This window comes from Pseudomonas sp. LBUM920, assembly GCF_003852315.1.
Classification (GTDB): Bacteria; Pseudomonadota; Gammaproteobacteria; order Pseudomonadales; family Pseudomonadaceae; genus Aquipseudomonas.
In genome coordinates, this window is sequence record NZ_CP027762.1 from 6,286,412 (window position 1) to 6,300,249 (window position 13,838).

A 13,838-nucleotide genomic window follows, 5' to 3' on the forward strand; every position below is an offset into this window, starting at 1 on the left:
CCCTCTGCTCTTACCGCCGCTAGGGCATGTTGACAGTATCGTTTGCCTTGCGTTGCACCGTAGGAAAATTCTTATCGATATAACGAAAAACCACGGCACTTTTTACGCACTCACACTGGCATAATCCGTCGCACTTTCGGCGGGAGAATAACCATGTCGCGTTACCTTTTTTTAATGCTTGGCTTGGTGGTTTCCATGACCCATGCGGCAGAACAATCGCCGTCAAAAACTACAGCCCAAGACCCGCACGACCTTGCTTACAGCCTGGGCGCCAGCCTCGGCGAACGACTGCGCCAGGAAGTGCCCGACCTGCAGATCCAGGCGTTGATCGATGGCCTTAAACAAGCCTATCAAGGCAAACCACTGGCGCTGGACAATGCACGGATCGAGCAGATCCTCGCCGAGCACGAAGCACAGAGCGCGGCCGAGGCTGAGGCACCGCAAAGCGAAAAAGCACTCGCTGCCGAACAGCAATTTTTATCCAAGGAAAAAGCAACAGCCGGCGTGCGTGAGTTATCGAATGGCATCCTGCTGACGGAGCTGACGCCGGGTACCGGCAGCAAGCCGTTGGCCAGTGATGAGGTGCAAGTGAAATACGTAGGGCGGTTGCCCGATGGGACTGTCTTCGATCAGAGCACACAACCGCAATGGTTTCGCCTGGACAGTGTGATCAGCGGTTGGAGCAGCGCGCTGCAACAGATGCCGGTAGGCGCGAAATGGCGTCTGGTGATCCCTTCCGCCCAAGCCTATGGCGCCGACGGTGCTGGCGAGTTGATCCCTGCTTATACGCCGCTGGTGTTCGAGATCGAACTGCTCGGCACTCGCCATTGACCCAATAAAAAACGGTGCGCCATGCGCACCGTTTTTTGTCTCGCCGCCAAGGCTCAGGCCTGGGTGGCGGCCTCTTCTTTGTGAGCGTTGTGCAACACTTCGATCAGGCAATCTTCCAGCTCGAAACGTTCGTGCAGTAACCCGCCAAGCTCTTTGAATTTTTCGGCAACACATTTGCCGGCATCGCACAATTCGGTGAACACCAGCAGTTTTTCCGTGATGACATCGATGCGCGGGTAGATGGTCTCGGCCAAGTCCAGACCACGCTGATCATCAAAGGCTTCCGCCTCTTTGGTCAGTTGTTCGTAGACGCCGAAATGTCCGGCAGACACGTAGTCCACCAACACAGCGCAAAAGTCTTGCAGCGGCTCGCGATTCTCACCCAATGCTTCGGGCTTGGCGCCAAGAGCATCAAAGGCCCGAACCAGTTCGTGACGTGCCTTCAACCAGCTGTCGATCAGCTTGTGCACCCCACCCCAGCGTTCCTGAGCATTCTGACAACTTTCCAGCATGATGATCTCTCTTCCCTATAGGGGGCGCTGCCGCCTGTGCCCGCGCAACACTCAAGGATAAAAGCAGCAGCCGGACAAGGCCGCATTTGGCAAACGGTTTCGATAATGCGTGCGGGCCAGATTATGCCCGCATGACTATGGCTTCAAGGTACGCAGGAGAGAAAGTTCATACAAGTGTTTAATCCCGTCCTACGACCCGCGACACACTTTCAAGGCCTTGCGAGACCCCATCGGCGACTTAAAAACAACCGCGAAAACTGCAGGATGCCCAGCATCAGCATGGCCAGGAAGAACAGCAAGCTCCATTCGGGCACGCTGAGATCGAACAGTGTCCAGTTGATCTCAACGCAATCGACAGTGCCTTTGACGGTCAACTGCAGTGCTTGCCACAGCGACAGGTTTTCAATCATGTAGTGCAGGCTTGGCCAGCAATCGGTGGTCTGCCCCGGTGCGGCATTTTGTAGCAGCACCTGGCGTACGGCAGTGATGGCGCCGAGCAATGCGCAGCCCATGCTGGCAAACCCGTAGAGGTAAACCGCAGAGCGCTTTGGATTATGAATTGCCGCGACCAGATTGATCAGCGTGAAGGCTGCCAGAAAGATACGTTGCAGCTGGCAAAGGAAACACGGGCGTAGCAACGCGCCGTACTCAAGATAAAACGACGCGCCCAACGTCAGCACACCAGCCATGAACGCCAGGAAAAACAAGGAGCGTGAAGGGGCCAAAGACATTGTTATCCGTACCGCAAGAGATAGGCCGTCACGGTAGAGGAAAGGCCTGACCCCTTTCAATACTCGTTAGAGCAGACAATTCCGCGAGAGCATAGGGATATCTCGTCAGACCCTGGATGACTTTAAGCAGCTATCAGTAGGAATTTACTACGTAGCGCTTTAGACCCAGTATTTACTGGCTAACGAAGGGTTGGCTCTCAGAAACGTCCGAGCCAACCTTCGCCAACTTTCCTACTTCAAACCCGCGCGGGCATGGGCAACGGTGATGCCAGCAAGCGACTGTCCAGCAGCCCCAGCCCCTCCTGGAACAGCTGATTGCTGCGCTCGGTGTCACCCAATTGGGCCAACAGCCGTGCCAGCTCAGCGCAGGCCTCAGGGTTGCGTTGAACCTGCAGGCTGCTTTCAAGGTAATCCCGCGCCTTGCCCCACAAGCTGTTTTGCAGGCACAAGCGACTCAGGGTCAGCAGCAAGCTGGCGTCACGCGGGTGATCCTTGAGCCAGCCTTCGGCAAACTTCAATTGCCGGGCCGAATCAGCGCCCCGCAACAAACCATAAAGCCGGATCAAGTGGCTGTCATAGCCGCGCTTGATGGCGCTGCGCAGCACGTCCTCAGCCTTGGCGTCGGCCCCCAGCCGGCGCAGTTGCTCGGCGTATGCCAGAACCAGCTGCGGCTCCTGGCGCTGGGCGGATGTGAGTTGCTCCCACGCCCGATCAAGAGACTGCAAGCCTGCTTCACCCTGCTCTTCACGCTGGGCCGCCAGCCCGAGGTTTTCACCCCAGGCGCGACGCTCCAGCTCGGCCAGCTCGCTGGCGGGAAGGACTTTGTCTTTTCGCAGTTCCGGCAACAAGCGAATCACTGATGACCAATCGCCCCGCTGCTGATGCAGACGCTGCAACTGTCGCAGCACCTGCGGATTGTGCGGATGACGCTCGTGCATCGCCTGCAAGGTCACCAAGGCGCCTTCTGTATCGCCACGGTCCATCTGCAATTGCGCATGGCTCAAGGCAACCGCCAGCTCAGCCTGGGGCTGGCGCTCCAGCGCGCGCTCCAGCAAACCGTCGGATTCTTCATAACGGCCCTGCTCATTGGCCGCGCGTGCCGCGCCAAGGTAGTACAGCAGTGGCTGGCGCTCCGCTTCGGCGGCGCGGTGCAGGTGGCGTTCGGCACTGGCCCAGCGACCTTCGGCGAGGTCCAGCTGGCCCTGCTCAATCGCAATTTGTACCCGGCGACTGCGGTTACGTCGCGACCATGGGTTGACCACTCCACCGGAGGTGCTGAGCAGGCTCAGCAACACACGGATCAGATAGATCGCCAGGCCGACGGCAAACACGGCCACCAGCGTCGCCCACAGGCTCGACTCGTAATGCAGCAGATGGGGATAGGTAATCAGCACGTAGCCGGTGTGCTTGGAAATGCCCACGCCCAGCGCCAGGGCGATTGCAATCGCCAGGACCAGGATCACATAGAAACGCTTCATCGGCTCTACTCCTGGGTCGCTGGCGTGCCCGCCGACGCCTTGGCTTCATCGGCAGACAGATGACGACGTTCGAGGTAGGCCTGCACGGCGGCCAGGCTGGCCGCCAGGTCAGGCGTGACCACGGAAACGGCCTTGGGCTCAAGCTCGGCGATACGCGCAAGCATCGCCTTGCTCTGCGGGTTGTCCTGGTTGAAGTTATCTTGCAGGACACTGCGCGCCTCGCCCAGGGAACGGCTGTACACCGCCGTTTCACCATTGAGCGCAGCCCATTGCGCCTGCTCAAGAGCCAGGCTCAACGCCAGGCGTACCTGATTCAGGCCTTGACCGGCGAGCAACGGTCGAATGTTGTCGTCCGGGTTGAAGTCGATGCGGAAGTAGCGGGAAATATCCTCCCACCATTGGCTCAAGCGACCTTGCGTATCGCTGGTCGGACGACCTTGAGAGCCCGGCTCGCCGAGCTGATATTCCGGGGCAATAGCCGCCAGTTGTACAACCTGATCGCGCAGCGCGGCGAGTTGCAGATAAAGCCCGGTGCGGTCCGGCTGCTCGGTACTGCGCAACGCGGCAAGGCTCTTGGCCAGTTGCTCGCGTGCGGCGTAGGAGCCCGGATCACTTTGCTCGCGCAGAATTTCGTCAGCCCCCTGGACCAGTGACTGCGCGCTGTTGATGTCCTGCAGGGCAGACAAACGCAAGCTGGCCAGACGGATCAAATGCTCGGCTTCAGCCAGGCGCCAGTCCTGGCGACTGGCACCCAGCACGGTTTCCAGGCGCTGGCTCAAACGCTGCTGATCGCCCTGCAACTGGGCTACCAGACGGCGGCGTTCTTCCAGCTCATCTGCACCGGGCAATTGCGCCAGTCGGGTAGTCAGCTGTTGCTGGCTCTGCTTGAGGGATTGGGATTGCTCGTCGAGTGCTTGCACCTGGCTCGACTGTTGTTGACTGCCGGCTTGCAGGGCGCGGACCTGCCAAATGCCCCATCCGCCAGCGGCGACACCTGCGGCGCCGAGCAACAAGGCCACGATTGCCAGGCCATTGCCACGGCGTGGCGCGGCGACCGGTGACTCAACCGGCGCATCGAGTGCGGGCTGGGTTTCATCTTTAGGCAAGGCTGTTTCGCTCACGTATCCGTCCTTTGCGTATCAGAGAGTGGGCGCGGCTTGCCTCACAAGGCAGCGCTGCGCAACGCCACTAACAAAGCCGCGGCACTCGCACCGCGACAATCCACAACTTTTTCTGCGCCAGCGGCCCGCGCCATTTCATAGACGCGAGGGCTGGGCACGAACAATGGCAGCCGTGCCACCTGCGGCCAATCGGGGCCAGCCAACGCTTGCAGGTGCAAAAAACCCTGCCCACTGCTGACCACCACGCCGTTCAAGCGTTCCAACTGTATGCGTTGCATCAGCTCCCCGGCGTCGTACGCCGGAAGGGAGCGACGATACAACTCCAGATAATCGACACTAGCACCTTGCTCGCGTAAACGCTCAGCCAGCAGCTCCCGCCCGCCTTCGCCACGCAGGATCAACACCTGCGCATCGGGGTGTGCGATAGCCTCGCGCAAGGCGGGCAGTGCAAGCAAGGCCTCGCTGTCATCGCCGGTTTGCGGGTAATGAACAGTGAGGTCGTGATCGGCCAGTACTTGCGCGGTGGCCGCGCCGACGCTGAACCAGGGCAGTTGCGGCCAATGCCGATCCAGCTGTTGCAAGGCCAGGCGCGCGGCAGGCTTGCTGACCACGATGACCGCGCTATAACGGCCCAGATCACAAAAGACCGCTTGTTGCTCAGCCGTCACCGGCAAGGCCTGGATCGCCAACAATGGCAGACTGCTGCTGAAAATGCCGGCCTCGGACAACGTCGCGGCCAGGGCCATGGCTTCCTCGACAGGCCGCGTCAGCAACAGACGCCAGTCGGTCACTGCGGACCAGCCTCGCCATAGATTTTTTGCAGAATGACACCGGCGCCTTTTTCCAGCAGCTCTTCTGCCACCTGAATTCCCAGCGCGGTAGCATCACGCTGCGGCCCGCGAACCTCGGCGGTGAGCAGCGTGCCGCCTGCGGGGTCGCCTACCAAACCACGCAGCCACAGGTTTTCACCCTCGAGCACGGCGTAACAGGCGATCGGTACCTGGCAGCCGCCGTTGAGGCGTTTGTTCAGCGCGCGCTCGGCCGTGACACGCACTTCGGTGTCTTGATGATCAAGGGGTTTGAGCAGGGCGTGAATTTCACTGTCTGCGGTGCGGCATTCGATACCCACAGCGCCTTGTCCGCCCGCGGGCAAGCTGTCTTCTACGCTGATGGCCGAGGTGACGCGGTCTTCGAAGCCCAGGCGAATCAGGCCAGCCGCTGCAAGAATAATCGCGTCATATTCGCCCGCATCCAACTTGGCCAGACGGGTGTTGACGTTGCCGCGCAGAAAACGAATTTGCAGGTCCGGCCGGCGAGTCAGCAACTGCGCCTGGCGACGCAGGCTTGAGGTGCCGACGACACTGCCCAAGGGCAGCTCATCCAGCGACGCGTAAGTGTTGGATACAAACGCGTCACGCGGGTCTTCGCGCTCGCAGATGCAATACAGGCCAAGACCTTCAGGGAAGTCCATCGGCACGTCTTTCATCGAATGCACGGCGATGTCAGCTTCGTTTTCCAGCAGTGCGGTTTCCAGTTCCTTGACGAACAAGCCCTTGCCGCCAATCTTCGACAATGGCGAGTCGAGCAGCTTGTCGCCGCGACTGACCATGGGCACCAGAGACACTTTCAGCCCTGGATGGGCTTGCTCAAGGCGTGCTTTGACGTATTCGGCCTGCCACAAGGCCAGGGCACTTTTACGGGTGGCGATGCGGATTTCGCGAGAGGACATGGATCAATCCGTACTGAATAGATACGGCAGATAATAACAGCTCAGGCAAACACGCTTTGATTTGAATCAGCAAGTGCGGGGCCTCCCTGGCCGCGTCGCACCGGGATACAGAATGCAGACCTCGCCAAAGCCCCTGGCTAAAGCTGCTGCATCATCTTGCGCACACCGGCGACGTGGCGTCGGCTGACGATCAGGGCATCGCCGTTAAGCCCTTTGAGGAACAACTGAAAGTGCCCCAGAGGCGTGCGCTGCAGGCGCTCTATTCGCTCACGGGCCACCAGCGCGTTGCGGTGGATGCGCACAAAGCGGTCGCCGAATTCGTCCTCAAGGGCCTTGAGTGGCTCATCGAGCAACACTTCACCCGTCTCGTGACGCAAGGTCACGTACTTGTGGTCGGCGATAAAGTAGACCACCTGGTTCAGCGGAATCAGCTCGATACCTTTACGGGTCCGTGCACTGATATGGCTGCGTGGCCCGTTACCACTCTGAGCTGCTGGCTGGGTCAAAGCGGCGAGCTGGACGCGGTTGGGACGCTCGGCCTTTTTCAGGGCCTTGAGCAGCGCCTCAGCGGTCACCGGCTTGGCAAGAAAGCTGACACCGCTGTCTTCCAGGGTTTGCGCAGAAAACTCTTCTTGAGCTGCACACAACACCACGGCAGGCGGCGATTCTCGCTCACTCAAGCGGGCGGCCACTTGCAAGCCATCAAGACCCGGCAGGCGAATATCGAGCAACACCACATCCGGCTTGAGACTGTCGATCAGCGTCAACGCCTCTTCGCCGTTGGTGGCGCTCGGTTCAAGCACTGTATAACCCTCGAGTTCACTGACCAAACGGCTCAGTCGCTCGCGGGCTTGGGGTTCGTCATCAACGATCAGGACATTCATATTGCGCTGGATTCCTGCGTGAGTCTCGCACAAGGATAGCGTAGACAGGTGCGGTGACTTGCGTCACAGCGATCCACGCTAAGACTAGCGCGAGCGGCAAAAAGTGCCCCGGCAGCGGCACCCATATTTACCCGGACCTGTTCAATTGCGCCCAAGACCTGCTGCCTTCGGGCATCGTCGTAGGGTTTGCTGATACACAATCCGAATACCCCCCTTTTTTAATGGATAGTCAGGCTATGACCGCATCACCCGACTTTGGTGCATTCACGCTCTATCAGTGCAACTGTAGACGCTCGCTGAGACGATATTGCTCAATCGTCAAATATCGTTTCAATAAAGGCCTGCTCCAGTCTCTTCCCGGAAGCGTTCGGCGGCAAGGCACTTAGCCATCCTTGGCACAAATAAAAATGCCGACCACCCGCAGCACCGCCTCCAAGTGCAACCCTGTTATTATCGGCGGCACACCTCAACGCCTCTTTTAAGCAGATCACGAGCGAATCCATGAGCACCGACAAGACCAACCAGTCCTGGGGCGGCCGCTTCAGTGAACCCGTCGACGCCTTCGTCGCGCGCTTCACCGCCTCCGTCACTTTCGACCAGCGCCTGTACCGCCACGACATCATGGGCTCGATCGCCCACGCCACGATGCTGGCCAAGGTCGGCGTGCTGACCGACGCCGAGCGCGACAGCATCATCGATGGCCTGACCACCATTCGCGGTGAAATCGAGGCCGGCACGTTCGACTGGCGCGTCGACCTGGAAGACGTGCACATGAACATCGAAGCCCGTCTCACCGATCGCATCGGTGTGACCGGCAAGAAACTGCACACCGGTCGCAGCCGTAACGACCAGGTGGCTACCGATATTCGCCTGTGGCTGCGTGACGAAATCGACCTGATCCTGGGCGAAATCACCCGCCTGCAAAAAGGTTTGCTCGAGCAGGCCGAGCGTGAGTCCGGCACTATCATGCCCGGCTTCACCCACCTGCAAACTGCGCAACCGGTGACCTTCGGCCACCACTTGCTGGCCTGGTTCGAAATGCTCAGCCGCGACTACGAGCGCCTGGTGGATTGCCGCAGGCGCGCCAACCGCATGCCGTTGGGCAGCGCCGCACTGGCCGGCACCACTTACCCGATCGACCGCGAATACACCGCACAACTGCTGGGTTTTGACGCGGTTGGCGGCAACTCCCTGGACGGCGTGTCGGACCGTGACTTCGCCATCGAATTCTGCGCTGCCGCCAGCATCGCGATGATGCACTTGTCGCGCTTCTCCGAAGAACTGGTGCTGTGGACCAGTGCGCAATTCCAGTTCATCGACCTGCCGGACCGCTTCTGCACCGGCAGCTCGATCATGCCGCAAAAGAAAAACCCCGACGTGCCTGAGCTGGTGCGTGGCAAAAGCGGCCGTGTATTCGGCGCGCTGATGGGCTTGCTGACCTTGATGAAGGGCCAGCCATTGGCCTACAACAAAGACAACCAGGAAGACAAAGAGCCGCTGTTCGACGCCGCCGACACGCTGCGCGATTCGCTGCGTGCATTTGCCGACATGATCCCGGCGATCAAGCCCAAGCACGCGATCATGCGTGAAGCGGCCTTGCGCGGGTTCTCCACGGCAACCGACCTGGCGGACTACCTGGTGCGCCGTGGCCTGCCATTCCGCGACTGCCACGAAATCGTCGGCCATGCCGTGAAATACGGCGTGGACACCGGCAAGGACCTGGCGGAAATGAGCCTGGAAGAGTTGCGCCAATTCAGCGACCAGATCGAGCAGGACGTGTTTGCCGTGCTGACCCTGGAAGGCTCGGTGAATGCGCGTAATCACGTGGGCGGGACTGCACCGGCGCAGGTCAAGGCCGCCGTCGTACGCGGCCAGGAACTGCTCGCCAGCCGCTAAAAGCATCGCAGCCAAGCCAGCTCCCACCTTTGAATGGGTTCACCACTCAACATGCGGGAGCGGGCTTGCTCGCGAATACGGTAGACCAGTCGCTATATGTTGACTGACACACCGCTTTCGCGAGCAAGCCCGCTCCCACATTTGATGTGTGCACGGCTGATTACTTCTTGGCCGCAACCATCGCCATAAACGCCGGCATCGCCGCTTCCCTGTCCGCCGCCACTTTCTGCGCGTTGGGCATCGCGTGCAGTCGCTCCAGCAGCGCTTTCGCCGTCGGCAACTCAGCCAGCAAATCCAGGCCAAACAGCTTCTCGCCCACGGCACAGGCGAGGTTCACGCTGTACATGAAATACAGATCGGCAAGCGTGAAGCTCTCCCCCGCCACGTACGGCGCAAACTTGCCGTGTCGACCTAAAGCACTGATCCCCAACAGCAACTCAGCCCTGGATTTTTCCTTGATCGCCTCCGGCACCGGCATACCGAAGAACGCCTCGGCGAAACACGCGCGGGCGGGCAACTCGATGTACAGCTCGATTTCCCTGCACAGCGCCAGCACCTGAGCCCGCTGAAAAGGCTCGGCCGGCAGCAAGGAAGGGCCTTCCTGAGTGTGTTCGATGTACTCCAGAATCACGCTGGTTTCATTGATAAAGCCTTGCTTGACGCCCAGCACCGGCACTTTGCCTCGCGGGCTTACCGCAAGCGCTTCAGGCGTCTGGCCTGCATAAAATGGCACTTCTTCAAACGGTAGGCCTTTCTCCAGCAGCGCCATTTTGACCATGTTGTAGTAGTTGCTGACCGAAAATCCGTAAAGCTTGAGCATCGCGAATGCCTCCAGGCCGGGTGTGGGGTTGGCTGCAGAAGTTATAGAGCGTGCGGCCCGACCTGACCAGCAGCATCACCTGCCTGAATGGGGGTAGACTGGCGCCCTTTCCTTGAGGAGCCCCGCCATGAGCGAGCCGACCGATATCGACAACGACGAAGAAGAATTCACCGAAAGCACGCTGACCCAGGCCATCGAAAACCAGATCGAAAGCGACAACCCGCCTGCCGCCAAGGCCACCTTCAACAAGCTGACCCTGGTGGGCTACGAGCGCGAAGACATTCTGAATCTCATGGCCCACGTGCTGGCTGTTGAAATCGACAAGATGCTTGAAGAAGACCGCGCCTTCGATACCCAATGGTATGAAACCGCGCTGCGCGCATTGCCGGAACTACCCCCGGAAAACGACTGAATCGAGCACTTTCGTGGCCGGGAAGCCTGCTTCCTCGCCACAAACCTGCGCCATATCAAGACCCATGACTTTCACACTGGACAGCCCGGCAAAGTGCGTTCACCTTATGCCCTGCTAGCCTCTAATAAATTTTAGAAAGTCTGGAGTCCTTATGTCGTATACCCCTGAGTTGGTTGCCGAACTGGAAATCCTTGTACTCTTCCCCTTGGACAGCACCAAGGAAGGTCTGAAAGTCCACCAGACCGCTGCTCCCGCTGCCATCGCCGCGGCCAAGCGCCTCCATGCGAAAGGCCTTATCGACCAGCCAGACGGGGGCTACCTGACCAGCCTTGGCCGGGACGCTGCAGAGCAGGCCCAAACCCTGCTGACCATCCTGACGACCGCTACCACCAAAGAAGCTGCCTGATCCCTGATACCGCCCATGGAGTCCGCTTTCTGCGGATTCCGAGGGCACTGCTGTGGATGGCACAAAATTCTGACGCCAGAAACCATTTCCCTCTAAACCTCCTACGCTTCTGTCTGTAAACTCCTACACGGCCGCCCACGTCGGGCCCTGCGAGCCAACGAGTTCGACATGACCCGCACCCACGAAATCCGCCCCGACCTGGACGAAGGCATCGACCGCAAGGTGCTGGCCCAATTGCGCGCGCGTTTCATGGCCCTCAATGAAGGGCGCATCGCCCGGGCCGTCGAAGGTCTGACCCCGCGCCAGCAAAGCGTGTTGATGCTGTTGCCGCTGTTTTTCCACGTCAACCACCCCCTGCTGCCCGGTTATGTCTCGGGCAGCACGCCGGCCGGGCTGTCCAATTTCGAACCGGACGCCCAGGCGCTTACTGAAGCTCAGCGCCTGACCCGTTCGTTCTCCTACAAGCCACGCCATGGCAATCCGCCACGGCCTATCCTTGGCCTGTACCTGATGGGCAGCCTTGGCACCCTGGCTCAAGCGGACCAGAGCGATATGGACGTGTGGGTCTGCCACTCGCCCGAACTTGGCGAAGCCGAACTGGCCGAGCTGCGCAAAAAATGCCAGTTGCTGGAAGCCTGGGCCCTGACCATGGGCGCCGAGGCGCATTTTTTTCTGATCGAACCGACGCGCTTTGGATTGGGTGAGCGCGACACGCAACTGAGCTCCGACGACTGCGGCACCACCCAGCATTACCTGCTGCTGGATGAGTTCTATCGCACCGCCATCTGGCTGGCAGGGCGTACGCCGATCTGGTGGCTGGTGCCGGTGTACGAGGAAAGCCGCTACGCCGAGTTCACCCATGCGCTGATCTCCAAGCGCTTCATCCGCGCCGACGAAACCCTGGACCTTGGGCACCTGGCCCACATCCCTCCGGGCGAATTCATCGGCGCCGGGCTGTGGCAGTTGTTCAAGGGCATCGAGTCGCCCTACAAATCAGTGCTCAAGCTGCTGCTGACCGAGGTCTACGCCAGCGAGCACCCGAACGTGCACTGCCTGAGCCTGCGCTTCAAGCGCGCCGTGTTCGCCAATCAGATGGACCTGGACGAGCTAGACCCGTACATCGTGGTTTACCGCCGCATCGAGGAATACCTCAAGGCGCGCAATGAGCCGGAGCGCCTTGAACTGGTGCGGCGCGCGCTCTACCTGAAGGTCAATCGCAAGCTCAGCGTCGGCCAACGCAGCACTGGCTGGCAACGACGCCTGCTGGAGCGCCTGGCCAATGAGTGGGGTTGGGACCAGCGCCAACTGGCGCTGCTGGACAGCCGCAGCCAGTGGAAAGTGCGCCAGGTCGCCTCCGAGCGCCGCGCGCTGGTCAACGAACTGAATTACAGCTACCGCTTCCTCACCCAGTTCGCCCGCACCGAGCAAACCGCCAGCCTGATCAACAAGCGTGATTTGAACGTGCTGGGCCGGCGCTTGTATGCAGCGTTCGAACGCAAGGCCGGCAAGGTCGAGTTCATCAACCCCGGCATCGCGCCCGACTTGGCCGAAGACACGCTCACGCTGGTGCAGTCCCCCAATCGCAAGGAGCCGGGCCAGCATCACTGGGGCCTGTACAACGGTAACCTCACGGCGCTGGAATGGGAGCACTTCGCGCCGATCAAGCGCAGCCGCGACCTCTTGGAAATGCTCACCTGGTGCCATCGCAACGGCGTGATCGACAGCAGCACCCGCCTGGCGCTGCACCCGGGCGTCAGTGACATGACCGAATTCGAGCTGTTCAACCTGCTGGGCAGCCTGCAACACACCATCGCCCTGCCCCTGGCCAGCGTCGATGAGGATCGCCTGTTGCGCTCGGCGGTACCGGAAGAAGTGCTGTTGTTGATCAACGTCGGTGTCGACCCGCTCAAACATCATCGCGACTTGAACATCCTGATGACCACCGAGCGCACCGACTCCCTGAGCTATGCCGGCGTACGCGACAACCTGGTGCTGACCCTGGATCAGGTCACGCTCAATAGCTGGAACGAGGTCATGGTCAGCCGCTACGACGGCCCCCACGCACTGCTCGACTGCCTGCGTGACTACCTCAATCAACTGCCGTCGGATCACTTGCCACGCCTGCGAGTGCGCTGCTTCTGTCACAACCGTGCGCAGTTCATTGCCCAGCGTGTAGAAGAGATTTTTGACACCGCGCAAAACCTGCTGCTTAGCCAGTCCAATCACCGCTACCTGTTGCAGGTGCAGCAGCACTACCACGTGATGGAGCTGATGCCGGGCCAGGCCACCCATGTGTCGCTGCCGACCCAAGACGCACTGATTGCCTACCTCAGCGAAGAACTGGCCAGCTACAGCCCGTTGCACCTGGACGCCATGGCCCTGGAAGACCACGACCTGGCGCTGCTGTTGCCAATGGGCTTGGCCGATTGCGTGCAGGTGTTCTACCGGGTCAATGAAGGCGTTGCCGAGTTGTATGTGCTGGATGAGTTCAACGCGCTCTGGCAGCAACGCCTGCCGTTTCATGATGAGCAGAGCCTGCTGGCGCCGTTGCAGCGTTTTCTGCAATCGATCATCTATCGCCGCGAAGCGCTGGCGCCGCTGGATACGCAGCAGCCGTTGGGCGAAGTGCAAATCTTGTATTACCAACTGTTGCCATCAGGCAGCAATCGCGCACGCGGCATCGAGCCGCGCCCCGCGCCGCAGAACCCGGCCAATAAGCCGTTTTATGACGTGCAGGCGATTATCGGCAAGGCGGCGCCCGGCCAAGTGGGCATCACCCTGTACTGCAACCAGCGGGAGTTTTGCGAACTGGAGTTTGGCGACCAGCTGTTTGCCGTGGTCGCCCAGGAAATCGTCGGGCAACGTCGAGAAACCGAACGTTACCGCTGCTACATCACCGACCTGGACCTGTCCGGCCTGCTCGGTGATGTGCAAAGCCCGAGCAACCTGTACCTGCGTTACAAGGCCGAGCTGGAGCTGTCGCTCAACAACGCACTGAAGCAGGTTTAAAGCGGCTCT

13 protein-coding genes and 1 pseudogene are annotated in these 13,838 nt (G+C 60.2%); 5 read left to right on the forward strand and 9 right to left on the reverse strand.

What is annotated here, in order from left to right:
- Positions 1–153 precede the first annotated feature (153 nt).
- On the forward strand, positions 154–831 hold the full coding sequence (locus C4J83_RS29290; RefSeq protein WP_119737275.1) for an FKBP-type peptidyl-prolyl cis-trans isomerase: 678 nt from the start codon (positions 154–156) through the stop codon (positions 829–831).
- Positions 832–884: 53 nt separating this feature from the next.
- Here the strand turns inward: C4J83_RS29290 and rsd are convergent, their stop codons facing one another.
- The 8 genes and pseudogenes from rsd to C4J83_RS31235 form a co-directional block, all read right to left on the reverse strand.
- On the reverse strand, positions 885–1,343 hold the full coding sequence (rsd, locus tag C4J83_RS29295) for a sigma D regulator (protein ID WP_106575814.1): 459 nt from the start codon (positions 1,341–1,343) through the stop codon (positions 885–887).
- A gap of 209 nt (positions 1,344–1,552) precedes the next feature.
- Positions 1,553–2,074 (reverse strand): disulfide bond formation protein B, encoded by a 522-nt coding sequence (locus C4J83_RS29300; protein WP_106575815.1) that lies wholly within the window; start codon positions 2,072–2,074, stop codon positions 1,553–1,555.
- A gap of 236 nt (positions 2,075–2,310) precedes the next feature.
- Positions 2,311–3,552, reverse strand: a complete 1,242-nt coding sequence (locus C4J83_RS29305) for a heme biosynthesis protein HemY (RefSeq protein ID WP_124418731.1) — start codon at positions 3,550–3,552, stop codon at positions 2,311–2,313.
- 5 nt (positions 3,553–3,557) lie between these two features.
- Positions 3,558–4,673 (reverse strand): uroporphyrinogen-III C-methyltransferase, encoded by a 1,116-nt coding sequence (locus C4J83_RS29310; RefSeq protein ID WP_124418732.1) that lies wholly within the window; start codon positions 4,671–4,673, stop codon positions 3,558–3,560.
- A 41-nt stretch (positions 4,674–4,714) separates the two neighbouring features.
- The gene (locus C4J83_RS29315; protein WP_124418733.1) at positions 4,715–5,464 is read right to left on the reverse strand and encodes a uroporphyrinogen-III synthase; all 750 of its coding nucleotides are present in this window, start codon (positions 5,462–5,464) and stop codon (positions 4,715–4,717) included.
- Positions 5,461–6,402 (reverse strand): hydroxymethylbilane synthase, encoded by a 942-nt coding sequence (gene hemC / locus C4J83_RS29320; protein ID WP_124418734.1) that lies wholly within the window; start codon positions 6,400–6,402, stop codon positions 5,461–5,463. The genes C4J83_RS29315 and hemC overlap by 4 nt, the downstream gene beginning before the upstream one ends.
- 137 nt (positions 6,403–6,539) lie before the next feature.
- Complete coding sequence (locus C4J83_RS29325; RefSeq protein ID WP_119737269.1) at positions 6,540–7,286, reverse strand: LytR/AlgR family response regulator transcription factor; 747 nt, start codon at positions 7,284–7,286, stop codon at positions 6,540–6,542.
- A pseudogene (locus C4J83_RS31235) lies at positions 7,283–7,399 on the reverse strand (sensor histidine kinase); the annotation flags it as partial. The gene C4J83_RS29325 and the pseudogene C4J83_RS31235, both read right to left, overlap by 4 nt.
- Before the next feature lie 388 nt (positions 7,400–7,787).
- On the opposite strand from C4J83_RS31235, the gene argH reads away from it, so the two are divergent.
- Entirely contained in the window at positions 7,788–9,182 is a 1,395-nt protein-coding gene (gene argH, locus C4J83_RS29330) for an argininosuccinate lyase (RefSeq protein WP_124418735.1), read from the forward strand.
- Positions 9,183–9,342: 160 nt separating this feature from the next.
- Here argH and C4J83_RS29335 read toward each other — a convergent pair whose 3' ends face one another.
- The gene (locus tag C4J83_RS29335; RefSeq protein WP_124418736.1) at positions 9,343–10,002 is read right to left on the reverse strand and encodes a glutathione S-transferase family protein; all 660 of its coding nucleotides are present in this window, start codon (positions 10,000–10,002) and stop codon (positions 9,343–9,345) included.
- 127 nt (positions 10,003–10,129) lie between these two features.
- On the opposite strand from C4J83_RS29335, the gene C4J83_RS29340 reads away from it, so the two are divergent.
- The 3 genes from C4J83_RS29340 to C4J83_RS29350 all read left to right on the forward strand — a co-directional run bounded on the left by C4J83_RS29340 (position 10,130) and on the right by C4J83_RS29350 (position 13,829).
- On the forward strand, positions 10,130–10,414 hold the full coding sequence (locus tag C4J83_RS29340; protein ID WP_106575823.1) for a hypothetical protein: 285 nt from the start codon (positions 10,130–10,132) through the stop codon (positions 10,412–10,414).
- Positions 10,415–10,565: 151 nt separating this feature from the next.
- Positions 10,566–10,820 carry a TIGR02647 family protein gene (locus C4J83_RS29345; RefSeq protein ID WP_106575824.1) on the forward strand — a complete coding sequence of 85 codons (255 nt, stop codon included), beginning with the start codon at positions 10,566–10,568 and terminating at the stop codon, positions 10,818–10,820.
- Positions 10,821–10,988: 168 nt separating this feature from the next.
- Positions 10,989–13,829, forward strand: a complete 2,841-nt coding sequence (locus C4J83_RS29350; protein WP_124418737.1) for a class I adenylate cyclase — start codon at positions 10,989–10,991, stop codon at positions 13,827–13,829.
- The last annotated feature ends 9 nt before the right edge of the window (positions 13,830–13,838 follow it).